This is a genomic window from Terrabacter sp. BE26 (genome assembly GCF_041941675.1).
Taxonomy (GTDB): domain Bacteria; phylum Actinomycetota; class Actinomycetes; order Actinomycetales; family Dermatophilaceae; genus Terrabacter.
Genome location: NZ_CP090122.1, coordinates 3,540,829 through 3,567,630, shown reverse-complemented (window position 1 = coordinate 3,567,630; position 26,802 = coordinate 3,540,829). Strand labels below are relative to the sequence as shown.

General features: G+C 71.6%; 20 protein-coding genes. 3 read left to right on the top strand and 17 right to left on the bottom strand.

The window, feature by feature from the left end; genetic code table 11:
• Window positions 1–31 precede the first annotated feature (31 nt).
• Window positions 32–2,098, top strand: coding sequence for an elongation factor G-like protein EF-G2 (locus LQK93_RS16290; RefSeq protein ID WP_374968818.1), 2,067 nt, complete (start codon window positions 32–34; stop codon window positions 2,096–2,098).
• Window positions 2,099–2,182: 84 nt separating this feature from the next.
• Here LQK93_RS16290 and LQK93_RS16285 read toward each other — a convergent pair whose 3' ends face one another.
• Together LQK93_RS16285 and LQK93_RS16280 are read right to left on the bottom strand one after the other, a co-directional pair.
• Window positions 2,183–3,193 (bottom strand): NADP-dependent oxidoreductase, encoded by a 1,011-nt coding sequence (locus LQK93_RS16285; RefSeq protein ID WP_374968817.1) that lies wholly within the window; start codon window positions 3,191–3,193, stop codon window positions 2,183–2,185.
• Between the two features lie 45 nt (window positions 3,194–3,238).
• Window positions 3,239–3,667, bottom strand: a complete 429-nt coding sequence (locus LQK93_RS16280; RefSeq protein ID WP_374968816.1) for an organic hydroperoxide resistance protein — start codon at window positions 3,665–3,667, stop codon at window positions 3,239–3,241.
• Between the two features lie 58 nt (window positions 3,668–3,725).
• Here LQK93_RS16280 and LQK93_RS16275 point away from each other — a divergent pair, with 58 nt between their 5' ends.
• Window positions 3,726–4,187 carry a MarR family winged helix-turn-helix transcriptional regulator gene (locus tag LQK93_RS16275; RefSeq protein ID WP_374968815.1) on the top strand — a complete coding sequence of 154 codons (462 nt, stop codon included), beginning with the start codon at window positions 3,726–3,728 and terminating at the stop codon, window positions 4,185–4,187.
• 97 nt (window positions 4,188–4,284) lie between these two features.
• On the opposite strand, the gene LQK93_RS16270 is transcribed toward LQK93_RS16275, so the two are convergent.
• The 7 genes from LQK93_RS16270 to hisD form a co-directional block, all read right to left on the bottom strand.
• A complete protein-coding gene (locus LQK93_RS16270; protein ID WP_374968814.1) occupies window positions 4,285–5,748 on the bottom strand; it encodes a DUF445 domain-containing protein in 1,464 nt (487 codons plus the stop codon).
• 26 nt (window positions 5,749–5,774) lie between these two features.
• Window positions 5,775–6,557 (bottom strand): SseB family protein, encoded by a 783-nt coding sequence (locus LQK93_RS16265; protein WP_374968813.1) that lies wholly within the window; start codon window positions 6,555–6,557, stop codon window positions 5,775–5,777.
• Window positions 6,554–7,306, bottom strand: a complete 753-nt coding sequence (gene priA, locus LQK93_RS16260) for a bifunctional 1-(5-phosphoribosyl)-5-((5-phosphoribosylamino)methylideneamino)imidazole-4-carboxamide isomerase/phosphoribosylanthranilate isomerase PriA (RefSeq protein WP_374968812.1) — start codon at window positions 7,304–7,306, stop codon at window positions 6,554–6,556. The genes LQK93_RS16265 and priA overlap by 4 nt, the downstream gene beginning before the upstream one ends.
• Before the next feature lie 148 nt (window positions 7,307–7,454).
• The gene (gene hisH / locus LQK93_RS16255) at window positions 7,455–8,093 is read right to left on the bottom strand and encodes an imidazole glycerol phosphate synthase subunit HisH (protein ID WP_374968811.1); all 639 of its coding nucleotides are present in this window, start codon (window positions 8,091–8,093) and stop codon (window positions 7,455–7,457) included.
• Between the two features lie 16 nt (window positions 8,094–8,109).
• Entirely contained in the window at window positions 8,110–8,748 is a 639-nt protein-coding gene (gene hisB, locus LQK93_RS16250) for an imidazoleglycerol-phosphate dehydratase HisB (RefSeq protein ID WP_374968810.1), read from the bottom strand.
• Window positions 8,745–9,869 (bottom strand): histidinol-phosphate transaminase, encoded by a 1,125-nt coding sequence (locus LQK93_RS16245; protein WP_374971526.1) that lies wholly within the window; start codon window positions 9,867–9,869, stop codon window positions 8,745–8,747. The genes hisB and LQK93_RS16245 overlap by 4 nt, the downstream gene beginning before the upstream one ends.
• A gap of 71 nt (window positions 9,870–9,940) precedes the next feature.
• Complete coding sequence (gene hisD / locus LQK93_RS16240; RefSeq protein WP_374968809.1) at window positions 9,941–11,308, bottom strand: histidinol dehydrogenase; 1,368 nt, start codon at window positions 11,306–11,308, stop codon at window positions 9,941–9,943.
• Between the two features lie 222 nt (window positions 11,309–11,530).
• Between hisD and LQK93_RS16235 the strand changes: the two genes are divergently transcribed.
• Complete coding sequence (locus LQK93_RS16235; protein ID WP_374968808.1) at window positions 11,531–12,778, top strand: endonuclease; 1,248 nt, start codon at window positions 11,531–11,533, stop codon at window positions 12,776–12,778.
• A gap of 30 nt (window positions 12,779–12,808) precedes the next feature.
• Here LQK93_RS16235 and LQK93_RS16230 read toward each other — a convergent pair whose 3' ends face one another.
• From LQK93_RS16230 to LQK93_RS16195, 8 genes are all read right to left on the bottom strand, one after another.
• A complete protein-coding gene (locus LQK93_RS16230) occupies window positions 12,809–14,908 on the bottom strand; it encodes a S9 family peptidase (RefSeq protein WP_374968807.1) in 2,100 nt (699 codons plus the stop codon).
• Window positions 14,909–15,016: 108 nt separating this feature from the next.
• Window positions 15,017–18,433: an ExeM/NucH family extracellular endonuclease gene (locus LQK93_RS16225; RefSeq protein ID WP_374968806.1), complete on the bottom strand. Its 3,417-nt coding sequence runs from the start codon at window positions 18,431–18,433 to the stop codon at window positions 15,017–15,019.
• A 176-nt stretch (window positions 18,434–18,609) separates the two neighbouring features.
• Entirely contained in the window at window positions 18,610–19,572 is a 963-nt protein-coding gene (locus LQK93_RS16220; RefSeq protein WP_374968805.1) for a pseudouridine synthase, read from the bottom strand.
• The gene (locus LQK93_RS16215) at window positions 19,573–20,709 is read right to left on the bottom strand and encodes a winged helix DNA-binding domain-containing protein (protein ID WP_374968804.1); all 1,137 of its coding nucleotides are present in this window, start codon (window positions 20,707–20,709) and stop codon (window positions 19,573–19,575) included.
• A 10-nt stretch (window positions 20,710–20,719) separates the two neighbouring features.
• Window positions 20,720–24,316 (bottom strand): DNA polymerase III subunit alpha, encoded by a 3,597-nt coding sequence (gene dnaE, locus LQK93_RS16210; RefSeq protein WP_374968803.1) that lies wholly within the window; start codon window positions 24,314–24,316, stop codon window positions 20,720–20,722.
• Window positions 24,317–24,533: 217 nt separating this feature from the next.
• Entirely contained in the window at window positions 24,534–25,466 is a 933-nt protein-coding gene (locus tag LQK93_RS16205) for an RluA family pseudouridine synthase (protein WP_374968802.1), read from the bottom strand.
• Window positions 25,459–26,028: a signal peptidase II gene (gene lspA, locus LQK93_RS16200; protein ID WP_374968801.1), complete on the bottom strand. Its 570-nt coding sequence runs from the start codon at window positions 26,026–26,028 to the stop codon at window positions 25,459–25,461. Before lspA ends, LQK93_RS16205 begins: the two co-directional genes overlap by 8 nt.
• 116 nt (window positions 26,029–26,144) lie before the next feature.
• Window positions 26,145–26,639, bottom strand: a complete 495-nt coding sequence (locus LQK93_RS16195) for a TraR/DksA family transcriptional regulator (protein WP_374968800.1) — start codon at window positions 26,637–26,639, stop codon at window positions 26,145–26,147.
• Window positions 26,640–26,802 lie beyond the last annotated feature (163 nt).

The following is a 26,802-nucleotide window of genomic DNA, read 5'->3' as shown; positions in this document are numbered from 1 at the left end:
GAGGGGTGTGCAACAGGAGAAAGGTGGTGCTATGGCGCGAGCAACCGGCAGACCAGACCTCCCTGCGGCTCCCAGCCCCGCCTCGCCGCAGGTCATCCGCAACGTCGTGCTGGTCGGACCCGGCGGGGCCGGCAAGACGGCACTCTTCGAGGCGCTCGTCGCGGCCCGAGTGCCGGGCCAGCGCACCGGCACCACCGAGCACGTGCGCACCACCACCCTGACGGCCGCCTCCTTCGAGTCGGGCGGGGTCACCGTCAACCTCCTCGACACCCCCGGCTACCCCGACTTCATCGGGGACCTGAGGGCCGGGCTCCGGGCCGCCGACGCGGCCGTCTTCGTCGTCTCGGGCGCCGACGCCATCGACCGCCCGGTGTCCCTGCTGTGGCGCGAGTGCGCGGCGGTCGGGATGCCGCGCGCCGTGGTCGTGACGCATCTGGACCAGCCTCGCGCGGACTTCGCCGCGACGGTGGAGACCTGCCGGCGCGCGTTCGGCGACGCCCGCGCCACGCACTGGCCCGTCGTCAAGGACGGCGCCGTCACCGACGTCGTCGGGCTCCTCACCGGCGATACCTCCACCGAGCACGAGGAGGCCCGTGCCGCCCTCATCGAGTCCGTCATCGAGGAGTCGGAGGACGCGACACTGCTCGACCGCTACCTCGAGGGCGAGCCGCTCGACACGGACGCGCTCCTCGGCGACCTTCGGGCCGCCATCTGCCAGGGCACCTTCTTCCCGATCGTCCCGGTCTCGCCGCTCACCGGCGCCGGCGTCGAGGCGCTGCTCGCAATGGTCGAGCGGGCCTTCCCCGACCCGACGGTGCACCCGCTGCCGACGGTCACCTCACCGGTGGGCGGGGCCGTCCAGGGCGTCGCGTGCGACCCGTCGCAGCCGCTGGTCGCGGAGGTCGTGCGCACGACGACCGACCCCTACGTCGGTCGGCTCTCGCTCGTGCGCGTCTTCTCCGGCACCCTGCGCGTCGACGAGACCGTGCACGTGTCCGGCCACCTCGGCGATTTCGTGGGTCGCGAGGTCGAGGGGCACCCCGCTCACGACGACGACGAGCGCGTCGGCCCGCTGGCCTCGCCGTTCCAGGACCAGCACCGACCCCGCGGCACAGCGGTCGCGGGCGACATCGTGCTCGTGTCGAAGCTGTCGCGCGCCGAGACCTCGGACACGCTCTCCTCGCCCGATCGGCCCGCCGTCGTCGCACCCTGGCTGCTCCCCGAGCCCCAGCTGCCCGTGGCGATACGCGCGGCGACGAAGTCCGACGAGGACAAGCTGGCAGCCGCCTTGCAGCGCCTCGTGGCCGAGGACGTCACGATGCGGATGGAGCACGCCGGCGAGACGGACCAGGTGGTGCTCTGGGCGATGGGCCAGGCCCACGTCGACCACGTCATCGGGCAGCTGGCCGACCGCTACGGCGTGACGGTGACGGCCGAGCCCTACCGGACGGCCCTCCGCGAGACCTTCGTGCGCCGCTGCGTGGTGCAGGGCCGGCACGTCAAGCAGTCCGGCGGGCACGGGCAGTATGCCGTCTGCTCGATCGAGATCGAGCCGCTTCCCCGCGGGGGCGGCATCGAGTTCGTCGACAAGGTCGTCGGCGGTGCGGTGCCACGGCAGTTCATCCCCTCCGTGGAGAAGGGCGCCCGGGCGCAGCTGGAGAAGGGGCTGCTGACGGGGCACCCGGTGGTCGACGTGCGGGTGACACTGACGGACGGGAAGGCGCACTCGGTCGACTCCTCCGATGTCGCGTTCCAGACCGCGGCCGCGCTGGCCCTCAAGGAGGCGGCCAACGAGACGACGATGGCGCTGCTCGAGCCGATCGACCGGGTCGACATCACCATCGCCGACGAGTACCTCGGAGCGGTCATGTCGGACCTGCGAGGACGGCGCGGGCAGGTGCTCGGCACCGAGCCGGCCGACGGGATGGGCTCCGACGGCGCTTGGACGGTCGTGCACGCCGAGGTGCCGCAGGCAGAGCTGTCCCGCTACCCCATCGACCTGCGGTCGGTGTCGCACGGCACCGGCTCGTTCGTGCGCGAGCCGCTGCGCCACGACCTGCTGCCCGCCGACAAGGCCAAGGAGCTGCTGGGCGGCTGAGTCCGACGCGGCGGTGACGACGAAGGGGCGGGTGCCACGGCTTCCGCCCCTCGTCCCGCTCCTGACGACGTCAGGCTGGTCGACTCACAGCCGGACGAGCATCTTGCCGAGGTTCTCGCCGCGCAGGACCCCGAGGAAGGCGTCCACGGCGTGGTCGATGCCGTCGGCGAACGTCTCGCGCGAGGCCAGGGCGCCGTCGGCGATCCAGCCGGCCGCGCGCTGGGCGTACTCCCCGGCGAGGTCCCAGTGGTCGCCGACGAGGAAGCCCTTGATCGTGCCGCGAGTCTGGATGAGGCGGGGCAGGTTGCGCGGCCCCGGGGCGGGCTCGGTGGCGTTGTAGACCGAGATCGCGCCGCAGATCGCGATGCGGCCGCCGAGCCGCAGCGAGCCGATCGCGGCCTCGAGGTGCTCGCCGCCGACGTTGTCGAAGTAGACGTCGATCCCGTCGGGGGCCGCCTCGCGCAGCAGGTCGGAGACCCGGCCGTCCTTGTAGTTGAACGCGGCGTCGAAGCCGAGGTCGTTCAGCAGGTGGTCGACCTTCTCCTGCGAGCCGGCGCTGCCGATGACCTTGCTGGCACCGAGCGCCTTGGCGATCTGCCCGACGACGCTGCCGACGGCACCCGCGGCGCCGGAGACGAAGACGACGTCACCCTCCTTGAGCTCGGCGACGCGGGTCAGGCCGGCGTATGCCGTCAGCCCGGTCATCCCGAGCACGCCGAGGTAGGCGGACGCCGGGGCGACGGTCGTGTCGACGACGCGCACCCCTGAGGCGTCGAGGACGGCCTCCTCGCGCCAGCCGAGGCCGTGGAGCACGTGGTCGCCGACGGCGACGCCGTCGGCGCGGGACTCGGTCACGACGCCGACCGCGCCACCGTGCATGGCCTCGCCCAGCGCATACGGCTCGGCGTAGGACTTGGCGTCGCTCATGCGGCCACGCATGTAGGGGTCGACCGACATGACCTCGTTGCGGACGCGGACCTGGCCAGCCTCGAGCGCGCCGGGGTCGACGTGCGCACTCTCGACGAGCTCGAAGTTCTCGTGGGTGGGCCAGCCGACGGGGCGGCTCTTGAGCTGGACCTCACGGGGGTTGGTCATGGTTCTCCTGGGGGCTTGTGCGGGTGGCGGGTGGCGGGCGGGTCGTCAGTCGACGACGATCTCGACCGGGACGTTGTCCCGGGTCGCGTTGGAGTACGGGCACACCTGGTGGGCGCTGTCGACGAGCTCACGCCCCAGCTGGGGGTCGAGGTGCTCCGGCAGCTCGACGTGCAGGACGACGCCGAGCCCGAACCCCGTGCCCGAGGAGCCGGACAGGCTGACGTCGGCGGTGACGGCCACGTCGAAGTCCTCCACCCGGCGCTTGCGGGCGACGAGCGTGAGAGCGCTGGCGAAGCACGCGGCATACCCCGCGGCGAAGAGCTGCTCGGGGTTGGTGCCCTCGCCGCTGCCGCCGAGCTCGCGCGGGGCGGCCAGCGTGACGTCGAGGCGGCCGTCGGAGGTGACGGCGCGGCCCTCACGACCGGATGCGGTCGCCGAGGCGACGTACGAGACGGTCTGGGTCGTGGTGGTCATGGGACTCCTTTGGTTGTCAGCAATTCAATTGCGCACAATTGGATAGTACGCTGGAGTCATGAGCCCGTCCAACGCGCCGACCGGTCCCTCCGCCGACCTCAGCCTCGAGCGCCAGGTGTGCTACGCGATGCACACGACCGTGCGCGCGTTCGACGCCGTCTACCGTGAGCTGCTCTCGGAGCACGACCTCTCCTACCCGCAGTACATCGCCCTGATGACGATCGGCGAGCACGGCCCGCTCACGGTCGGGTGGCTCGGCGAGCTGATGCACCTCGACTCGGGCACGCTCTCTCCCCTGCTCAAGCGCATGGAGGCCGCCGGGCTGGTTGGGCGTGCGCGCGACCCCGAGGACGAGCGACGCGTGGTCGTCTCCCTCACGTCGAGCGGGCGCGAGCGCCTCGACGCGCTCGGGGACCTGCCACGCCGCATCGCCGAGCGCAGCGGGCTGTCGCGGCAGGAGCTGCTCGACCTGCACCAGACCCTGCGTGAGATCACCGAGCGACTCGACCCACACGCCTGACCGCGGGGCGGCGCCGGCGAGGTGGGGTGGCGCTGCCCGCGGCAGCGCGCCAGGTGGTGGGTCCTGCGGCGCGACGGGGCCCAGACCACGCAGTCGATCAGGACGGCAGCAGGATCGAGACGGCGTGGATGAGCATGCCGATGAGGCCGCCCACCAGCGTGCCGTTGATGCGGATGAACTGCAGGTCGCGGCCCACCTGCAGCTCGACCCGCTCGGCGGTCTCCTTGCCGTCCCAGCGCTCCACGGTGTCGCTGATGACGCGCGTCAGCTCGGTGCCGTAGCGCTCCACGGCGTACACGGTGGCGTCGCAGATGCGGCGGTCGATCCGGTCGCGCAGGGCGGCGTCGGCCAGGAGCCGCTCGGCGAGCGCCGTCACCTCCTTGACCGCACGGGTGCGGACCGGTCCGTGCTCGTCCTCGAGGGCGGAGATCACGACGGCCCGCAGCGACGCCCACAGCGACATGGCGGTGTCCGCGACCTGGGGGTGGGAGAGCAGCCGCTCCTTGAGCCGTTCGGCCTTGGCCTGGGTCACCGGGTCGTGCTGGAGGTCGTCGGCGAGGTCCACGAGCAGCTTGTCGAGCGCGAGCCGTACGTCGTGCCGCGGGTCGTTGCGGATGTCGGCCAGCCACTTGAGCGCCTCGACGTGGATCTTGCGGGCGACCAGGTCGTTGACGGCCGTGGGCACCCAGGCCGGGGCACGCTGGGTGATGAGCGACTCGAAGAGGTCCTCGTTGTCGACGAGCCACACGCGCATCTCGTCCAGCGCCAGGTCGACGAGACCGACGTGCGCCTCGTCGCGCACGACCTGGTCGAGCAGCCCGCCCGCCAGCGAGCTGACGGGCTCCTGCGCCAGCCGTGGCAGCAGGGCGTGCTCGATGACGGCCCGCACGTCCTCGTCGGGAATGCGGTGCAGCGCATGGACGGTGACCGTGGCGACCTCGTCCACGAGGCGCTTGGCGTGCCCGGGCACGAGGGCCCACTCGGAGGCCCGCCGGGTGGGTTCGGCGTCGAGGACCCGCTCGCGGATGATGTCCTCGCGCATGAAGTTCTCGCTGACGAACTCCTCGAGGCTGCGGCCGATCATCTCCTTCTTGCGCGGGATCAGGGCCGTGTGCGGGATGGGCAGGCCGAGCGGGTGGCGGAAGAGCGCCGTCACGGCGAACCAGTCGGCGCAGGCACCGACCATCGAGGCCTCTGCGCCGGCGTTGACGAAGCCGAGCACACCGTCCCCGTGCCCGCGGGTGAGCACGTAGACGACGGCGGCGAACACGAGCAGGCCGGTGGCGACCAGTCGCATCCGACGCAGGTCGCGCCTGCGGCGGGCGTCCACGGCGGGGTCGACGATGAAGCCGAGAGGGCCACCGGCACCGCGGCGTGCACGTCCGGCCCGGTGCTGCGGGGAGCCGTCCTCCGAGCCGTCCGCCGAGCCGTCCGCCGAGGAGGGCACGGACCCTGGGGGCGGTGAGGATGACGCCGGCATCTCGGTAGGCGGGCTGGGCGTCTGTGGCGTCGGCGGCAGCTCGGGGCCGCGCTCCTGCGTCGTCGGTCGTGTGGTGTCCACGTGCGGCACCTCCGCGGGTGGTGTGCTCAGCGCGCCGCTTCGAGCGCGAACGTCAGAGCATCGATCCTCGCACGGGTCTCGCCGTCGGTCGCGATCCGCTCCCCGATCCGGGTGGCGATCGCGCCCACCTGCTCGGCGTCGAGGCCCGGCCCGAGCGCCAGGACGACGCGCAGCACCCCTGCTCCGGCCGGCTCACCGGGCTCGAGCCGGTGGGCCGTGACGTCCGACTCGGGCTCGACAGCGCGGCGCACGGCATCCGCCACGTGGGCGTCCCGGTGGCTCGGCTCCCACGCGCGCTCCTGGGCGAGCGCCCACAGCATGCTCGGTCGCAGCACCATCGCGTGCGGGGAGGCGACGTCGACGAGGAGCACCTGGCACTCCTCGCCGATCGCGGCCTGCGCCGCTGCGGCCGCCCGGACGGGGACCGGCCGCGCCGAGGGGTCCCACGCCGCGAGGGACTCGAGCGAGCTGAACATGGGCAGCGCGCGCGAGCCGTCGGGCGAGGTCAGCGTCACGGCCGCCATGTCACTGCGGGTGTCGGCAGCGTGCGGGCCCGACTCGTCGACCTCGGTCGCGACGGCCACGACCGGCACGAGCCACCGCGCCTGCGCGACGCGCTCCATGACGGCCAGCTCTGCGTCGTCCGCCGGCGTCTCGTGGGCTGCCACCAGTGCGGCGACCAGCCCGGGGTCGGCCTCCCCCGTGTCACCGGCGAAGCCGTGCGACGGGATCGTCTTGCCCTCCCACGCCTGGCCGGCCGAGTCGGCCGGGCGACCCTGGTCGTCGTGGTGTCCCGGCGGCGACGTCATGCGACCGGACGCCCTGCGGCGTCCAGGGCCTCTGGCAGCGTGAACGCGCCGCGGTAGAGCGCCGAGCCGACGATGGCGCCCTCGACCCCGTCGCCGACCAGCTGACGGATGGTCGTGATGTCCTCCAGCGTCGAGACGCCGCCGCTCGCGACCACCGGACGGTCGGTGCGGGCGCACACCTCTCGCAGCAGCTCGACGTTGGGGCCCTGCAGCATGCCGTCCTTGTTGACGTCGGTGACGACGTAGCGCGCGCACCCCTCGGCGTCGAGTCGTGCGAGGGACTCCCAGAGGTCGCCGCCCTCACGGGTCCACCCGCGCGCCGCGAGGGTCGTGCCGCGGACGTCGAGCCCGATGGCGACGCGGTCGCCATGCTCGGCGATGATCGAGGCCGTCCACTCGGGGTCCTCGAGCGCGGCCGTGCCGATGTTGACGCGGCGACAGCCCGTGGCGAGGGCAGCCTCGAGAGACTCGGTGTCGCGGATGCCGCCGGAGAGCTCGACCTGCAGGTCGAGCCGGCCGACGATCGTGGCGATGAGCTCACGGTTGCTGCCGCGGCCGAAGGCGGCGTCGAGGTCGACGAGGTGGATCCACTCGGCGCCCTGTTCCTGCCAGCGTGAGGCGGCCTCCCACGGGTCGCCGAACTCGCCACCGCTGCCTGCCACGCCCTGCACCAGCTGGACGGCGCGGCCTCCCGATATGTCGACGGCGGGCAGCAGCTCGAGGCGGGGCTGGTCGGTCGGCTGGGTCATGCGGCGAGGGCTCCTCGGTGGCGGGGCTTGGCTGGCCCCCTGAGTATGCCGCGAGCCACGGTCGCGGGGCCGCCCGGCCCAGGGCGTGGCACCGAGATCGGCCTCTCGACGGTTGGAAGGGGCCACCCGTGGCCTCTCGACGGTCTGGTCAGAGGCTGCGGACCCAGTTCTCCAGCAGGTGCAGCCCGGCCTCGCCGGACTTCTCGGGGTGGAACTGGGTGGCGCTCAGCGGGCCGTTCTCGACGGCTGCGACGAAGTCGGCGCCGTGCTGGGCCCACGTGACGCGGGGTGCCACCCGGGCGAAGGCGCCGGTGGCCTCGAGCGTCCAGTCCTGCACGGCATACGAGTGGACGAAGTAGAAGCGCTCGTGCTCGACGCCCGCGAAGAGGCGGGAGCCCTCGGGAGACCGCACCTCGGACCACCCCATGTGCGGGACGACGTCGGCCGGCAGCCGATCGACGGTGCCGGGCCACTCGGCGAGACCTTCGAGGGGGTGCTCGGAGGGCTCGGTCGAGCCGTCGAAGAGCACCTGCATGCCGACGCAGATGCCCAGGACAGACCGACCGCCGCTGATGCGCCGCCCGATGATGCGGGGGCCGTGGGCCGCCGCGAGCCCGGCCACGCACGCGTGGAAGTTGCCGACGCCGGGCACGAAGAGCCCGTCGCACTCCAGCGCCCGGACCGGGTCGGACGTCAGGGTGACGTCGGCACCGACCCGTTCGAGGGCGCGCACGGCGGAACGGACGTTGCCGCTGCCGTAGTCGAGGACGACGACGTCGGCGCTCACCGGCGCGCCTGCAGCATCACAGGGCGCCCTTGGCGCTCGGGATGCCGACGACCCGCGGGTCGGGGGCGACGGCGGCGCGCAGGGCGCGGGCCACTGCCTTGAACTGCGCCTCCACGATGTGGTGCGGGTCGCGGCCGGCGAGCACGCGCACGTGCAGGCACAACCCGGCGTTGTAGGCGAACGACTCGAGGACGTGGCGCGTCATGGAGCCGGTGAAGTGGCCGCCGATGAGGGCGTACTGCTGTCCCTCGGGCTCGCCCTCGTGGACGACGTAGGGGCGGCCGGCGACGTCGACGACGGCGTGGCACAGGGCCTCGTCGAGCGGCACCGTGGCGTCGCCGAAGCGGGAGATGCCCGACTTGTCGCCGAGGGCCTCGCGCAGCGCCTGGCCGAGGACGATTGCCGTGTCCTCGACCGTGTGGTGCACGTCGACGTCGACGTCGCCCGTCGCCTTGACGGTGAGGTCGATCAGGGAGTGCTTGCTCAGCGAGTGGAGCATGTGGTCGTAGAACGGCACGCCGGTGGAGACCTCGGACCGGCCGGTGCCGTCGAGGTCGAGCCACAGCTCGACGGACGACTCGGAGGTCGCCCGGGTGATCTTCGCGGTGCGGCTCGGCCGGCTCTGCGTGCCGGGGACGGTGGCGGTCTGGGTCATGCCTGGCGGTCCTCACGGTCGACGTGGGTGGGGGCGAGGCGCGTCATGGCCTCGAGGAAGGCGGTCGTCTCGTCCGGGTTGCCGGCCGTGACGCGCAGGTGGTGGGAGATGCCCATGTCGCGCACCAGCACCCCCTCCTCGAGCAGCGCCTGCCACGTGGCCTTCTCGTCACGCAGGCCGCCGAAGAGCACGAAGTTGCTGTCGCTCGCCACCGGGCGCGCGCCGAGCTCGGCGAGGCGTTCGACGATGCGGTCGCGCTGGTGCTTGATGACCTCGACGGTGCCGAGCATGACGTCGGCGTGCTCGAGGGCGATCCGGGCGATCGTCTGGGTCGGGCTGCTCAGGTGGTAGGGCAGCCGCACCAGACGCAGGGCGTCGACGAGCTCCGGGGCGGCCGCGAGGTAGCCGAGGCGGCCGCCGGCGAAGGCGAAGGCCTTGCTCATCGTGCGCGTGACCACGAGCCGGGGGTGCTCGGCCAGCAGCGTCAGGGCGGATCGCGTTCTGGGACGGGCGAACTCGGCATACGCCTCGTCGACGACCACGATGGCGTCGGGCGCTGCCTCGAGCACGGCACCGATCACCTCGAACGGCAGCGCCGTGCCGGTCGGGTTGTTGGGCGAGCAGAGGAAGACGACCGACGGGTTGTGCTTTCGGGCCTGTGCGGCGGCCGACTCGGGCGTCAGGTCGAATGCGTCGGGCTCTGTTGCAGCAGAACGGAGCCCGTCGACCCAGGTCATGCCGTGGGTCTCGCTGATGATCGGGTGCATGGAGTAGCTCGGCGTGAACCCGAGCGCGGTGCGCCCGTGGCCGCCGAAGGCCTGGACGACGTGCGATAGCACCTCGTTGGACCCATTGCCGGCCCACACCTGCTCCGGCGTCACCGACGCGCCCGACTGCTTCTCGAGGTATGCCGTCAGCGCCTTGCGCAGGTCGGTGAAATCGCGGTCGGGGTAGCGGTTCAGCGACGCCACGTCCTCGGCGAGCGCGGCGAGGACTGCGTCGACGACCACCTGCGGCACCGGGTAGGAGTTCTCGTTGGTGTTGAGCCGCACCGGCACGTCGAGCTGCGGGGCGCCGTAGGGCGTACGGCCGCGCAGGTCGGGACGCAGCAGCCGCTGCACCTCAGCGGAAGCGGAGGTGGCGGAGGTGCCGGAGGTGGCGGGGCCGGCCGATGCGCTCGTGTCTCCCCCGCTCACCGGGGGACCTCGTCCCCGAAGCGTGCGGTCACGGCCTCGCCGTGGGCGGGGAGGTCCTCCGCCTGGGCGAGGGTCACGACGTGACGGGCGACGTCGCGCAGGGCCGGCTCGTCGTAGGTGACGACGTGGATGCCGCGCAGGAACGACTGCACCGACAGGCCGCTCGAGTGGCAGGCGCACCCCGCGGTGGGGAGGACGTGGTTGGACCCGGCCGCGTAGTCGCCGAGGCTCACCGGGCTGTGTGGTCCGACGAAGACCGCGCCGGCGTTGCGCACCCGCGCGGCCACTGCCGCCGCCTCACGGGTCTGGATCTCGAGGTGCTCGGCGGCATACGCGTTGACGACGTCGAGACCGGCGTCGACGTCGTCGACGAGGACGATGCGCGACTGGGTGCCCTCGAGGGCCTGCGTGACCCGCTCCGAGTGCTTCGTCGCCGCGACGCGACGGGTCAGGGCCTGCTGCGTGCGTTCGGCCAGCTCGGGGCTGTCCGTGACGAGGACCGACGCCGCCAGCGGGTCGTGCTCGGCCTGGCTGACGAGGTCGGCGGCGACGTGATCCGGGTCGGCCGAGTCGTCGGCGAGGATGGCGATCTCGGTCGGGCCCGCCTCGGCGTCGATGCCGATGAGCCCCTTGAGCAGGCGCTTGGCGGCGACGACCCAGATGTTGCCCGGCCCGGTGACGAGGGAGACGGGATCGCAGACGACGGGCGCGCCGTCAACCTCGCCCCACTGCGGGTCGTCGTCGACGAAGCCGTGCGCGAACATGGCGACCGCCTGGGCGCCGCCGACGGCATACACCTCGTCGACGCCGAGCAGCTCGCACGCCGCGAGGATCGTCGGGTTCGGGTAGCCGGCGAACTCGCCGGTGTTCTCCCGCTGCGGCGGGGAGGCGACGGCCAGCGAGCCGACCTCGGCCAGCTGGGCCGGGACGACGTTCATGACGACGCTGCTCGGGTAGACGGCCAGGCCACCGGGGACGTAGAGGCCCACGCGGTCGACCGGCACCCACCGCTCCACGACGGTGCCGCCCGGGACGACCTCGGTGCTCGTGTCGGTGCGGCGCTGGTCGGCGTGCACGAGCCGGGCACGCCGGATCGACTCCTCGAGCGCAGCGCGAAGGTCGGGGTCGAGCTGCTCGAGGGCGGAGCGGAGCACGGCACGGGGAACCCGCAGGTGCGTCGGCCGGACGCCGTCGAAGCGCTCACCGAGGTCGCGCAGCGCGGCGGCACCGCGATGCTCGACGTCCTCGCAGATCGGCCGCACCTGCTCGAGGGCGGCCGTGACGTCGAACTCGGCTCGGGGCAGCTCCTGCCGCAGGAAGCGCACGTCGAGCGTGCGGCCGCGCAGGTCGAGGGAGGACATCATGGGTCACCAGTCTAAGAGGCGCTCCGGTTGCCGAGGACCGCAGTCTCAGGGGGCGGAGCCGGCACGGGCGCAGCCTGCCGAATCCTGAACCGGGCCACACGAAGGTCAGACCAACGGCTGACCCCGCCCGTAGGTGGGATCCGCCACGCTCGGGGAGCCGCCCCACGCACCTGGCGGCGAGAGTCCGGCACCCCCGGACACCCCTCCCGGACAGGAGAACCCGTGCCCGTCGTCATCGCCCGGCGTCGCCTCGCCGCCGTCGTCACCGGACTCGTCGTCGCGCTCGTGCCCCCGAGCCTCGCGCTCAGCTCGGCCGCCGGCTCGCCGGCCACCCCACTGCCGCTCCCCCGCACCGCCGGGTCGGCCTCGACGGCCACGGCACCCCTCACCGTCTCGCAGGCCATCGGCGCGCAGACCGGCCAGAGCGCCACCGTCCGCGGCTATGTGGTCGGCCAGCCCACCGCCACCAGCACCGTCGTGCGCTCGGGCTTTCCTAACGACTACGCCCTTGCGATCGCCGACTCGGCGGCTGAGACGTCGACGAGCCGGATGCTCTACATCCAGATCCCCTCGGCGTTCCGGTCCTCGTGGGGCCTGAAGACCAACCCGTCGCTGATGGGGCGCCAGCTCGACGTGACGGGGGCGCTGTCCGCGTACTTCTCGCACCCCGGCATGACCTCGACGACGGCCTTCGCGTTCAGCGGGACCTCGACGACCACGAGCCCGACCAGCACGACGAGCACGACGGCCCCGGCGCCGACCGGGACGACGAGCCCCTACGACTCGACCTACTACGCGTCCGCGGTCGGCAAGACCGGGTCGGCGCTGCACGCCGAGCTGCACCGGATCATCTCGAGCGGTGTCGCCACCCTGACCTACGACCAGGTGTGGGCAGCACTGAAGGACACCGACCAGGACCCGAACAACGCCACCAACGTCATCGAGGTCTACTCCGGTCGGTCCATCGCCAAGTCGGACAACGGTGGCGGCGTCGACCAGTGGAACCGCGAGCACGTCTGGGCCAAGAGCCACGGCGACTTCGGCACCGTCAACGGGCCGGGCACCGACGTGCACCACCTGCGCCCCGAGGACGTCACCGTCAACGGCACTCGCGGCAACCTCGACTTCGACAACGGCGGCACCACGGTCGCCCAGTGCACCGGGTGCAGGAGCGACAGCGACTCCTTCGAGCCCCGGGACGCCGTCAAGGGCGACGTCGCCCGGATGAACTTCTACATGGCGGTGCGCTGGGACGGCGGCGACGGCTTCGCCGACCTCGAGCCCAACCTCGTCGGCAACGGCACCGCGGCCTACATCGGCAGGATCTCGGTGCTCAAGCAGTGGAACCTGCAGGACCCGCCGGACGCTTTCGAGAAGCGCCGCAACCAGGTCATCTACGACACCTGGCAGCACAACCGCAACCCCTTCATCGACCACCCCGAGTGGGTCACCGCGATCTACGGGTCCTGAGCCGCGAACAGCGCTGCGCAGCGGTCGTGCTCACGACGTCTGGTCGATGAGCACGGCCGTCTCCCAGGCCCACTGGCGCCACAGGTCGTAGCGGCCGGAACGGCCACCGTGCCCAGCCGCCATCTCCGTGCGGAACAGGATCTGGGCCGGGTCGTCGACCTGCTGGTCGGCGTGCCGGAGGGCAGCGACCCACTTGGCCGGCTCGGTGACGTACACCCGGGTGTCGTCGAGCCCGGCCGTGACCAGCAGGCTCGGGTGCCGTGTCGGCTGCACGTTCTCGTACGGCGCGTACGACTTCATGAGGGCGTATGCCGCCGGGTCCTCGAGCGGGTTGCCCCACTCCTCCCACTCGACGACCGTGAGCGGCAGGCTGGGGTCGAGGACCGTCGTCAGTGCGTCGACGAAGGGCACCTGCGCGTGCACGAAGCGGAAGCGCTCCGGAGCGAGGTTCACGACCGCACCCATGAGCAGACCACCGGCCGAGCCGCCCTCTGCCGCAAGGCGGTTGGGCGCCACGATGCCGCTGTCGACGAGGTGGTCGGCACTGGCGACGAAGTCGGTGAAGGTGTTCGGCTTGGCCGCGAGCTTGCCGTCGTCATACCACGACCGGCCCATCTCGGAGCCGCCGCGCACGTGGGCGATCGCGAAGACCCAGCCGCGGTCGAGGAGGGAGAGCCGCAGCACCGAGAACCACGGGTCGCTGGAGATGCCGTAGGCGCCGTAGGCGTGGAGCAGACCGGGTGCGGTGCCGTCGTCGACGACGTCGCGACGGTGGACCACGGAGATCGGGATCCGGGTGCCGTCTGCGGCCGTCGCCCACTCGCGCCGCTGGACGTAGCGGCCGAGGTCGACCTCGCCGCGGACATGCTGCTGCTTGAGCAACGTGAAGGTGCGAGAGCGGACGTCGTAGTCCTGCACCGTGCGGGGGGTGACGAGCGACTCGTGCACGACCTGCAGGGTCGGGGTCGCCGCCTCCGGGTTGACGCCGACGTGGAGGGTCCCGATCGGCTCCCCGACGGCGATGTCGTGCGCCTCGCCCAGGCCGTTCGCAGCCATAGGGTCACGCATGACGACGCGGATGCCGGTGCCGCCCTCACGACGGAGTGACACGGCGATGAAGTCGTCGAAACCCTCTGCGCCCGTGACGTACTCGTCTTCCGTGGTGACGTCCAGGGGCGCCCAGTCGTCGGCGGACGTGCTCGTCACCGGGGCGACGGCGAGCTCGAAGTTGACCCGGTTGGCGTTGTGGACGACGAGGAGCTGGTCGCCGAACGGCTCGATGTCGTACTCGACGCCCTGGCGCCGCTCGGCCACGACCCGGGGCGTGCCCAGCGGGTCGTCGGCCTCGAGCAGCCGGAACTCGCTCGTCGTCTTCGAGCCGATCGCGATGATGACGAGCCGGTCGTCGCGGGAGGTCCCCACCCCGACGAAGAAGCGCTCGTCCGCCTCCTCGTGGACGAGGACGTCTTGCTCGACCGGTGTGCCGACCTCGTGGCGCCACACCTGGAAGGGCCGCCACGCCTCGTCGACGCGGGTGTAGAAGAAGTGCCGGGCATCCAGCGACCAGGCGAGCGAACCGCCCGTGCGGCGTACGACGTCGTCGAGCACGACGGCGTCCTCGATCCGGCGCACGCGCACGTCGTAGCGCTCGTCACCGACGACGTCGACGGCATACGCGAGCAGGTCGCCGGCCGGGGAGACCTCGCTCGCGCCGACGGCGAAGAACTCGTGGTCGCGGCCCTCCTCGTTCTGGTCGAGCAGGACCTGCTCGCCGGCGGGCGGGCGGCCGGCGTCGAGCCTGGGTCGCTCGGGGTGGTCGGCGACGGCGACCCGCGCCTCCACGGCGTACTGCTCCCCTTCGACCGTGCGCGAGTAGTACCACCAGCGGTCGTGGCGCACCGGCACCGACAGGTCGGTCTCCTCGATGCGGGAGCGGAACTCCTCGAAGATCTGGTCCGCCAGGGGGCGCAGGTGCTCGGTGCGCTCGGTGGCGTAGGCGTTCTCGCCCACGAGCAGCTCACGCAGCTCGGGCGACTCCCGGTCAGCCATCCAGGCGTACGGGTCCTCGAAGCGGTCGCCGTGGTGCTCGCGGACGACGGGGGCGCGCCGTGCGTTGGGGGGCTGCTGCATTCCGCTCACTCTACGGACCGCTCGGGCACCAGGAGACGGCGCCCGGCGAGGAGATCCCCGCCGGGCGCCGTTCCCCTGCACCACCGCGCAGATGGTAGGTGCAGATGGTCAGTGCAGCTTGACCTGTCCTTGCACCCGCTGGGTGCCGCTGTCGTAGACGAGGGCGCCTGACGCGTCGCGGACGACGAGACGCAGCGTGTCGGTCGCCGCGTCGGTGGCGGTCGCCTCGAAGTGGTAGCCGACCACGCCGCCGACGGTCGCCGGACCGGCGAGGCGGGCAGTGTCACCGGTGACGACGAGCCAGTCGAGTCCCGTCGAGGCCAGCGCCAGGCCCGGGGTCACGAGCCTCAGCGCGCCGTCGGGGCGGCTGGCGCCCGGCGCATACTTGCCCGACAGGGAGAACTCCGCCTTGCCGCTGGCGGACGGCGAGCCCACGACGGCACCCTTGGGCGAGACGAACCAGCCTCCGCCCGTGAGGAAGCCGGCGCCGCGGTCGTAGACGACGACGGTCGTCGTGCCGGTGCCGGTGTGGCCCCACTGGTCGGTGACGGTCACCGTGACGGTGTAGACGCCGGCCGCCGAGTAGACGTGACGGCCGCTGACGGCACCGCCGCTAACGCCGGCGACCGACGTGGACCCGTCACCCCACTGCATCGACGCCGTGTGGCCGTCGAGCGTGTCCGCGTCGGTGAAGGCGGCGTCGACGGCCACCGGGTCACCGACCGAGACGGCCGACGACGGACCGGTCACCGTGCCCACGGTCGGCGCGGCGTTGGTCAGGTCCAGGCCGACGACCACGGGGTCGTGGTCGGAGATGCGGAACTGGTCCGGTGCGTAGAGGCTCGCCACCTGCGCCGGCGTCTTGAACTCCGTGTTGTAGTCCAGGATCGAGGGCTCGTCGGCGTTGACGTGCCAGTCGCCGACCCCCGTCACCTGGCTGCTGATCGACGCCGAGCCGAGCGCGTGGTCGAGGTAGCCCCACTGCCCGTCGAAGGCGTACGAGTAGGCCTCGCGGCCGTTGCGCTGCTCGATGAGGTTGGCGAAGCCGGACGACTCGAGGGTCGTGATCGGGTCCTCCTTGGCGTAGGAGTTCAGGTCGCCGAGAATGAGGACGTCGGGGTCACCGGTGCCCGTTGGGTCGCTCGCCAGCCAGCTCGCAAGGAGCTTCGCCGAACGGACGCGGACCGCGTTGCAGTTGCCCTGGCCGTCACCGGCGTCGGGGGCGTCGCAGGCGCTGCCCTTGCTCTTGAGGTGGTCGGCGACGGCGATGAACGTGCCGCCGCTCGTGTTGTCGCGGAAGGCCTGCGCGAGCGAGGGACGATTGCGTGGGCCCGAGTCCCCACCGTTGACGAAGTCGGGGGTGTTGAGGGCTGCGGTCGTGCCGACCGGGGTGACGGAGGCCGGCTTGTAGAGCATGCCGACCTTGATCGCGTCATTGCCCATCGCGTCGGGCTGTCCGGTGCGGGCGTCCGCGTCGATGAACGCCCACGTGCCGGCGCCGTCCTTGTCGTTGAGCTTGCCGAGGAGGAACTGCTCGGCACTCTCGGGACCGTAGCCGTCGTTCTCCATCTCCATGAAGGCGACGACGTCGGCCTGCGTGCCCGAGACCGCTGCGACCGTCTTGCGCCACTGGCGGTCGAACTCGGCGACGGTGTTGGCACCGCGGCAGTCCATGACCGAGCCGGTGAGGCCGCCGCTGCAGTTGTTGCCGGTCGTGTCGAGCGTGTTGAAGAAGTTGAGCAGGTTCATCCCGACGACGCGGGTGTCACCGCCGACGGCGGGCGGGTTCGAGGGCCGGGGGTTGGTCGGCTGGAAGTCGACCGTGGAAGCCGGGGAGACCGGGCGGATGCGGTAGGCGTTGGCGCTGGAGGCGTTGCCGCCCCACGTGTAGTTGAGGACTCCCGTCAGACCCGTGACGGTGTCGCCGCCACGCAGTGTGTTGGAGGCCGAGAGGGGCTGGCCGCCCCGTCCGAAGACGATCGGGTCGACGTTCTGGGCCTGTGTGGTGTCATCGAGGATGATCTTGCGCAGGTTGTTCGCGGCCTGCAGCGCCGCGGCGTCGGCGCCAGGGGCGACGACGTTGGTGGGCTGCTCGAGCCGGCTGCCCTGCGACAGGGTGACCTGGCCGAAGCGGCCGAGCTGGAAGTGCTCGGTCACCGACATGTCCTGCGGGAGCGTGACGAGCATGCCCTCGTAACGCTCGAGGGCGGCGGGGCTCGCCACCGGGAAGCGGACCGCGGTCGGGGCGACCGTGCCGGTGCCGCAGACCGTGACCGTGCTGGCGCTCACCTGGGTCTGGCCCTGGTTCTCGCCGGCGTTGCCCTTGACGGTGACGAGGTCGCCGACCTCGACGGTGTCCGCGTTGCTGCCCTCGAAGACGAAGATGCCGTCGGACGTGGCGGGGTCGCCGTCACCGGTGGGGTCCTGGATGAAGAACCCCCGCAGGGCCGGAGACGGACCCTCGTAGTCGCCGACGACGACGCCGCGGGTCGTGACGCTGCCGGTCACCGCAGCGGTGTCGTCGCTGCCCTGGATCGCCGGGATCGGCGTCGTGGCGGCCTCGCACGGGTTGGTCGCCGGCACGGTGAATCGCACGACGACGTCGGACGCGAGCCTGTCGGGCGGGTCGATGGAGTCCTGGTCGCTGATGGCCGACGCCGACACCGTCAACGTGCACGCGTCACCAAGGGCGAAGTCCGCGGACGGGTCGAGCGTGAAGGTCGTGGGGCCGCCGCTGACGGTCAGGGTCTTGGCGCCCGAGATGGAGCAGGCGAGCGAGAAGGCGCCGTCGGCGGCGTCGACGGGCTCCGAGAAGGTGACCGTCGGGCTCGCGTCGACCGCGACGCTGGAGGCGCCGTCGGCAGGGGTGGTCGAGGTGACGCTCGGGGCGACGTCGGCCGCCGGGCCGCCGTCGACCGTGTGGCTGCCCAGGCCGTCGAACGTGTCGACAGCGAAGCCGTCCCACTGGACACCAGGGTCGAAGGCGTCGGCGCCGTCGGTGTCGCCGGCCGTGACGGACGACTTGCGCCGGATCGTGTTGTCGGTCGTGTTGGTGGGGTCCGTGCCCCAACCGGCGGCGCCGGGGTCGTTGCCCACCTGGCCCACGACATCGAGGACGGTCGAGCCCTTGCGGAGCACGACCGCGTCGTTCCCGTTCCAGTTGGCGTTTCCGCTCGGCTGGTCGGTGAGGGCCTTGATCGCCGCGCTCGCCGAGCTGTTCGCGTAGACGAAGACGTCTCCGGACGCGACCGAGCCGGTGAGGTTCGTCGTGCTCGCGGTGGTCCCGCCGTTGGCGAAGACCTGGATGTTGTAGCCGGCGGCGGCGAGGTCGACGGTCGCTCCGGTGCCGTTGTAGATCTCGAGCGCCTTGTTGTTGCTCGAGCCCTCGACGTACTCGCTGATGAACAGCTCCGTCGGGGCGGCCGCCGAGGCCGGCGCGGCCACGACGAAGGGGGTGACGCCCACGGCGAGCGCAGCGGTGGTGACCACGGCGACCCGGCGCAGGGCAGGACGAGACAGACGCATGAATTTCCTCCCTGGGACCGGCTCCTCCGCTCGGTCTGCGCGTCACCCTAGACGGGGCCCCCGACGTTCGCGCGCCGAGACGAGCACGAGGACCTGAACGCCACATGAACGGAACCTGAGGGCAACATGGGCGAACGCAGGGCGCCTGCCACGTCAGCTCGGCGCGCCGTGCCCGGTCAGGGAGTCGGCCAGTCGCCGGGCCACGCCGCGAGCCGGCGCCGGCTGACGAACCGGCGCCGCGTGCCGTCGACCGGGTCGTCGAAGGCGAGGACCGCGGCCAGCAGCTGCAGGGGCGCGTCGAAGCAGCCGAGCGGCACGTCGCGCTCGACCGGGTAGAGCGGGTCGCCGACGATGGGGATGCCCAGGCCGTTCAGCTGGCACCGCAGCTGGTGGGTCCGGCCCGTGCGTGGCGTGAGCCGGTAGAGGCCGAGCTCCTCACCGCCGGTCCCGGCACCCGGGGCCGTCTCGAGCAGCTCCACCAGCGTCTCGGCATTCGGGTCGGCGTCCCGCACCTCCCGGGCCTGGTGCGTGCCGTGCTCCTTGACGAGGTGCGTGCGACGCACGAGGGGTAGCGCGAGCCCCGGCAGGACCGGCGCCACCGCGAGGTACTCCTTGTGCGCGAGGCCCTCTGCGAAGACCCGCTGGTAGGGCCCGCGCCACCCCTGCTCGACCGTGAACATCAGGACGCCCGCCGTGGGGCGGTCGAGACGGTGCGCCGGCGTCAGCCGGTCGAGCCCGGTGAGCACGCGCGTGCGCGCGAGAGCGCTCTGCACGACGTGCCGGCCCCGCGGCATCGTGGCCATGTCGTGGGGCTTGTCGACCACGACGATGCGATGGTCGCGGTGCAGCACGACCGGCGCCTCCGGGTGCACGACCTCGACGGGCAGGTCCCGGTGCGCCCAGACGGCCGCCTGCGGCACGAACGGCGCGTCGGCCGGCAGCGGAGTGCCGCACACGTCGACGAACTCCCCCGCCCGAAGCATGCGGTCCACCTCGGCTGCGCCCACCCCCGGCGAGAGCCGTTCGACGAGGTGGTCTCGCAGCGACGTCCACGGCCCGTCCTGCGGCATCCGGAAGCGCTGGGCGTCGACGCCGTGACGAGGCGGCAGGGGCGACGCCGGGATGGGACCCCTGGCCACTCAGGTGCCCCCGTCGGCCGACGGGAGACCCGGCGCCACGCGTACGACCTGCGCCTCGACCCCGAGGAAGGCGGCGTAGGCCTCCGCCGCGCGCTCCACCTCTCCCCAACGGCGGGCGGAGAGCTCGGCGAAGGGCTGCACCTCGACGCGTACGTGCGACGACCTCGAGACGCGCCTCCACGTGCCGGCGACCTCGCCGTCGACCACGAGCGTCGGCTTGAACACCATGTTGCGTCCGGGGACCACCCGGGCGAAGTGCTCGGGCGGCAGCGTCACGTCGCGCGACTTGTAGCCGAGGAGGAACTCGTCCCACTGCGGCAGCAGGTGCACCCCGCCCGGGGTGTCGGGGACGGGGCGGGCGTCGACGTGGGTGAGCCAGACCTGTCCGTCGACGTTCTCGCGCACGAGGCGGTCGTCGACGAGGGCGAGCGCCTCACGAGTCACTGACAGGGGCCCCCGCAACCAGCCGGCGAGGTCCTTCTCCGTGACGGGACCATGGCTGCGGACGTACCGCTCGGCGACGGTGGCCAGCCCTTCCTCTCGCGAGGGCCGCCGCGACCGAGGGACCCAGGCGTCGATGAGCACGAAGCTCGGCTGCTTGCCGATCAAGGGCCCCTGGCAGATCAGGCCGCTCATGCAGTGGTAGCCGATGAGGTGGTAGTTGCGCTGCCCGGCCGGGTCGATGCCGTGCTCGACGAGCAGCGCCGCGACGTCGGGCCGGCTTCTCGGCTCGCGCAGGTGCTCCTCGAAGACCTGTCCGGAACGGTCGACGTCGGCGGCGGTGATCCCGAGCTGCGCGAACCGGGTCGCGAGCGTGGTGCTGCGCGGCGCCGCGAGCAGCTCGCACATCCAGCGGGCGTCCTCGGCCGGGACCCAGTGGATCGTGCCGCGCATCGGCCAGGTGCGCACGACCTGCCGGTCGACGACGGCCTGCTCGACCTGCTCGAGGGTCAGCCCGGATCGGACACCGAGCGACCACGCCCCGCTGGCGTAGTCCTGGGCCTGCAGGGCGCCGAGCTCTCGCGCGACCTGGAGGGCCGAGGCCGGCGCGGCGGGGGTGGTGCTGCCGAGCGGTGGGGTGAGCCCGAGGGCGGCCATCCGCGCCCGGCGCAGCCGCCGCCGGTCGGTCTCGCGCATCACCGGCGCCCTAGCCGAGACAGGCCGGACCGAGCAGCGCCTTGAGGTCACCGAAGAGCGCGGAGGTCGCGGTGACTCGCAGCGAGTCGTCGAGCGACATCAGGACCGAGCGCCCGGGCTGGGTCAGCTTGACCTGCACCTCGGTGGCCCCGGGGTGCTCGCCGAGCACCCGCTTGAGGCTCTCGGCCACGGCCGGCGTCGCGCGCCCGAGGGGCAGCGTGAGCACGACCGGCCCTCGCGGTCCCTCCTTGATGTCGGGGATCGTCAGCTCCTGGGCGAAGATCGAGATCGAGTCGTCACGCGCGCTGACCCGGCCCTTGACCGCGCACACGGTGTCCTGGGCGAGCATGGTGGAGTAGGTCATGTAAGCCGAGGGGAAGAAGAGGCACTCCACCGCGCCGTCGAGGTCCTCGACCGTGGCGATGGCCCACAGGTCGCCCTTCTTGGTGCGCTTGAGCTGCAGGCTCGTGATCAGCCCGGCGACGGTGACCGGGGTGCCGTCGGGCTTGGGGTCATCGCCCATCAGCGCCGCGATGGACGTGTCGGCGTGCGTGGCGAGGATGTGCTCGATGCCGAAGAGCGGGTGGTCGCTGACGTAGAGGCCGAGCATCTCGCGCTCGAAGGAGAGCAGTGTCGCCTTCTCCCACTCCAACGTCGGCACCGGCGGCAGGCCGTCGAAGGCGCCCGGGCCGTCCTGACCGTCGCCGGACGCGCTGTCGTCGCCGAAGCTGGCGAAGAGGCTGTCCTGCCCGATGGCCTCCTGCTTCTTGACCTCGATCAGGGCGTCGATGTAGCGCTCGTGCACCTCGACCATGCCGCGGCGCGACTCGCCGAGGGAGTCGAAGGCGCCGCCCTTGATGAGCGACTCGATGGTGCGCTTGTTGCAGACGACGGCCGGCACCTTGGAGAGGAAGTCCTTGAACGAGGCGAAGGCGCCCTTCTCCTCGCGGGCCTTGATGATGGCCTGGACCACCGGCAGGCCGACGTTGCGGATGGCGGCGAGGCCAAAGCGGATGTCGGTGCCGACGGCGGCGAAGTTGGCGATCGACTCGTTGACGTCGGGCGGCAGCACCTTGATGCCCATGTGCCGGCACTCGTTGAGGTAGAGCGCCGACTTGTCCTTGTCGTCACGCACGCTGGTCAGCAGCGCCGCCATGTACTCGGCCGGGTAGTTGGCCTTGAGGTAGCCGGTCCAGTAGGAGACGAGGCCGTATGCCGCCGTGTGCGCCTTGTTGAACGCGTAGTCGGAGAACGGGACGAGGACGCCCCACAGGGCGGCGATGGAGGCCTCGTTGAAGCCGTTGGCCTTCATCCCCTCGGAGAAGGGGACGTACTCGGCGTCGAGGACCTCCTTCTTCTTCTTGCCCATGGCGCGGCGCAGCAGGTCGGCGTTGCCGAGGGTGTAGCCGGCGAGCTTCTGGGCGATCTCCATGACCTGCTCCTGGTAGATGACCAGGCCGTAGGTCATCTTCAGGATCGGGTCTAGGGCCTCGACCATCTCGGGCTGCAGCTTGCCCTTCAGCTGGGGGTCGAGCGGGATGACCTCCTGCTTGCCGTTCTTGCGGAGGGCGAAGTTGGTGTGGGCGTTGACGCCCATCGGGCCGGGTCGGTAGAGCGCGAGGGCTGCCGAGATGTCCTCGAAGTTGTCCGGCTGCATCAGGCGCAGCAGCGCGCGCATGCCGCCGCCATCGAGCTGGAAGACGCCGAGCGTGTCGCCTCGGCCGAGCAGCTCGTAGGTGGCCTTGTCGGTCATGTCCTTGGACAGGGCGTCGAGGTCGATGTCCTCGTCGCGGTTGAGCTTGATGTTCTCGATGGCGTCGTCGAGGATCGTCAGGTTGCGAAGCCCGAGGAAGTCCATCTTGACGAGACCGAGGTTCTCGCAGCTGGGGTAGTCGAACTGCGTGATGATCTGGCCGTCCTGCAGGCGGCGCATGATCGGGATGACGTCGACGAGCGGCTCGCTGCTCATGATGACGCCGGCGGCGTGCACGCCCCACTGGCGCTTCAGCCCCTCGAGGCCGAGGGCCGTCGCGACGACCTCCTGGGCCTGCGGGTCCTCGTCGTGCACGGCCCGGAAGTCGACGGCCTCGTTGTAGCGCTTGGAGTCGGGCTTGAAGACGTCGGCGAGCGGCATGCCCTTGCCCATGACGTCAGGCGGCATGGCCTTGGTGAGCTTCTCGCCCATCGAGAACGGATGCCCGAGCACCCGGCTCGCGTCCTTGAGGGCCTGCTTGGCCTTGATCGTGCCGTAGGTGACGATCTGCGCGACGCGCTCCTCGCCATACTTCTCGGTGACGTAGCGGATGACCTCACCGCGACGGCGCTCGTCGAAGTCGACGTCGAAGTCGGGCATCGACATGCGCTCGGGGTTGAGGAACCGCTCGAAGATCAGGCCGTGCGGGATCGGGTCGAGGTCGGTGATCCCCATCGCGTAGGCGCACATGGAGCCGGCACCGGAGCCTCGGCCCGGGCCGACGCGGATGCCGTTGCGCTTGGCCCAGTTGATGAAGTCGGCGACGACGAGGAAGTAGCCGGGGTAGCCCTTGGAGACGATGACCTCCTCCTCGAAGGCCGCCTGCTTGCGGGCGTAGTCCGGCACCCCCTCGGGGAAGCGGCGTTGCAGGCCGGTCTCGACCTCCTTGATGAACCACGAGGTCTCGTTCTCGCCCTCGGGGCAGGGGAAGCGGGGCATGTAGCGCCCCTCCCCCTCGGTGAAGGAGACCTCGCACCGCTCGGCGATGAGCAGGGTGTTGTCGCACGCCTCCGGCAGCTCTCGCCACAGGTGGCGCATCTCCTGGGCGGACTTGAGGTAGAAGTCGTCGGCGTCGAACTTGAACCGGTTGGGGTCCATGAGGGTCGAGCCGGACTGCACGCAGAGCAGGGCCGCGTGCGCCTTGGCGTCCTCGGCCCTGGTGTAGTGCAGGTCGTTGGTCGCCACGAGCGGCAGCTTGAGGTCGCGGGCGAGGCGGATGAGGTCCTTCTGGGTGCGACGCTCGATGTCGAGGCCGTGGTCCATCAGCTCGACGTAGACGTTCTCGTTGCCGAAGATGTCGCGCAGCTCGGCGGCGACCTCGCGGGCCTCGTCGTACATGCCGAACCGCAGCTTGGTCTGGATCTCGCTCGAGGGGCACCCGGTGGTGACGATGAGGCCCTTGCCGTAGGTCGAGAGCAGGTCGCGGTCGATGCGCGGCCACTTCGTGTAGACCTGGTCGAGGCTCGCGATCGAGCTCATCCGGAACAGGTTGTGCATGCCCTCGTTGTTGCTCGCGAGCATCGTCATGTGGGTGTAGGCGCCGCTGCCCGACACGTCGTCGCGGCCGCCGTCGCCCCAGCTGACCTTGGTGCGGTCGCTGCGGTGCGTGCCGGGCGTGATGTAGGCCTCGACGCCGATGATCGGCTTGACGCCCGTGCCCTGGGCCTTCTTCCAGAACTCGTAGGCGCCGAAGACGTAGCCGTGGTCGGTGGTGGCCAGGGCCGGCATGCCCATGCGGGCTGCCTCGCTGAAGAGGTCGCCGATGCGGGCCGCCCCGTCGAGCATGGAGTACTCCGTGTGCACGTGGAGGTGCACGAAGTTCTGGTCGTTTCTCGGGGCGGCTTCGGTCGACATCGTGGATGAGTCTAAGCCTCGCCGAGGACAGTCCCCCGCGTGTCGTGGACGGGTGTCGCGGTGGGTCTTCCGGGGGATGTTCCGGGGGGTGGTCTGGGGGTGTCGTGACGAGCGCGGTGGCCCGCCGTCGACGTCGCCCACGACGACGTCGCCCCGGCCCGCGACGGGGCCGGGGCGGCATACCCGACGGTTTCGACCTCCGCTGGAGGGTGAGGGTCTAGAACGTCGCGACGATGTCGAGCGCCCGCTGCAGGTCCTCCGGGTAGGGGCTCTCGAAGTGGACGTACTCGCCGGTGCCGGGGTGCTCGAAACCGAGACCGACGGCATGCAGCCACTGGCGCTCGAGCTTCAGCCGGGCCGCGAGCTTCGGGTCGGCGCCATAGGTGAGGTCGCCGCAGCAGGGGTGGTGCAGCGCCGCGAAGTGCACGCGGATCTGGTGGGTGCGGCCGGTCTCCAGGTGGATGTCGAGCAGGCTCGCGTGCCGGAACGCCTCGATGACCTCGTAGTGGGTCACCGACGGCTTGCCGGTCTTCATCACCGCGAACTTGTAGTCGTGGCCCGGGTGCCGACCGATCGGGGCGTCCACGGTGCCGACGACGGGGTCGGGCAGGCCCTGCACGAGAGCGTGGTAGGTCTTGTCGACCGTGCGGCTGCGGAACGCCTGCTTGAGGCGGGAGTACGCGTACTCGCTCTTCGCGACGACCATCAGTCCCGAGGTGCCCACGTCGAGGCGGCTCACGACCCCCTGGCGCTCGGGAGCCCCCGAGGTGGAGATCCGGAAGCCGGCTGCGGCCAGCCCCGAGACGACGTCGGGACCGGTCCACCCGACGCTCGGGTGGGCCGCCACGCCGACGGGCTTGTCGACGACGACGATGTCGTCGTCGTCGTGGACGATCGTCATGCCGGGCACGGGCTGGGCGACGACCTGCAGGCTCGGGCTCTCCTGGGCGCTCGGCAGCGACACCTCGAGCATGGCGCCGGCCGAGAGCCGCTCCGACTTGGCGACTGCCTTGCCGTCGAGCACGACGTGCCCGTCGGAGGCCAGGTCGGCGGCCTTGGTCCGGGAGACGCCGAAGAGGCGGGCGACGCCGGCGTCGACGCGCTCCCCCTCCAGCCCGTCGGGGACGAGGACGGTGCGGACGTCAGGCATGCTCGTCGCCTCCCGGGCCCTCGTGGCTGCGGTGGTCGCGCTGGTCGCGGCGACCGTCGACGCCGATGCCGACCATCGCCAGAACGACGATGAGGACCGCGGCCGAGACGATCCAGATGTCGGCGACGTTGCCGATGAACCAGCCGTAGTCGATGAAGTCGACCACGTGGCCCTGTCCGCCACCGGGCGGCCGGACGAAGCGGTCGGTCAGGTTGCCGAGCGCGGCTCCGAGCAGCAGGCCGAGGGCGATGGCCCACGCGCGTGACCCGAGCCGGCGGGCCACCACCACGATGGCGATGAGCACCGCGATCGCGATCCCCGTCATGATCCACGTGCTGCCGGCGCCCAGCGAGAGCGCCGCACCGGGATTGCCGATCAGCCTGAGGCGGATGAGCCGACCGAGGAACGGATGCGGCTCACCGTCGGCGAGGGCGTCGAGGGCCACCGCCTTCGAGAGCTGGTCACTGGCGTAGGCGAGCACCGCGACGACGCCGAGCACCGCGAAGAGCCGCTTGCGCCGGTCGGGCGCCGGTCGGCTCTGGTCAGGGTCGGGCGAGGTCACGAGGGATGGGTCCGGTGGGTTCGCGGACTGGTCCGCTGAGGTGTTCGCGGGGGTGTTCATAGTGGTGGACACGCCGTCGACCCCCGCGCGGGGGGTCGACGTGGCGTGATCGGGCGTCAGTGGCGGTCCTGCTTCTCCTGGCATGTCATGCACAGGGTCGCACGAGGACGGGCCTGAAGTCGAAGCTTGCCGATCGGGTTGCCGCAGTTCTCGCAGATGCCGTATATGCCGGCCTCGAGCTGCTCGAGCGCGTGCTCCGCCTGGCGCAGGCTGGCACGGGCGTTGGCGGCCACGGAGATCTCGTGCTCGCGCTCGGCCGTCTTGGCCCCTGCGTCGGCCTGGTCGTCGCCGGCGCCGTCGCCCGTGGCCCGCAGCAGGTCGTCGAGCTCGTCCTCGGCGAGCTTCAACTCGACGCGGTGCTGCTCGATCTCGTCGAGGAGGACCCCGCGGACCTCGGTGATCTCCTCCTCGCTCCAGGGGCTCTCGTCGTCCTTGACGCGCAGCTGTTCGCTGAGCTTCGCCGCGTCGACGGACGTGCGGGTGGTCTTTGCTGCGCTCTTGGTGGCGGCCTTCCTGGCCGTCTCGCGCGGTGCGGTTGAGCTCGTCGTCACAGCTGCCTTCTTGGTTCGAGGTGCAGGCGCCTTCGCGGCGGGCTTCGCGCCTGCTGCGCCTGCTCGGGATGAGGTACTGGCGGACATCTGCTTCGCCGCCGTCGACCGGCTCTGCGCCGCCGTGCTGGCGGCGCGACCGGACGTGTTCTTCTGTGCCTGGGTC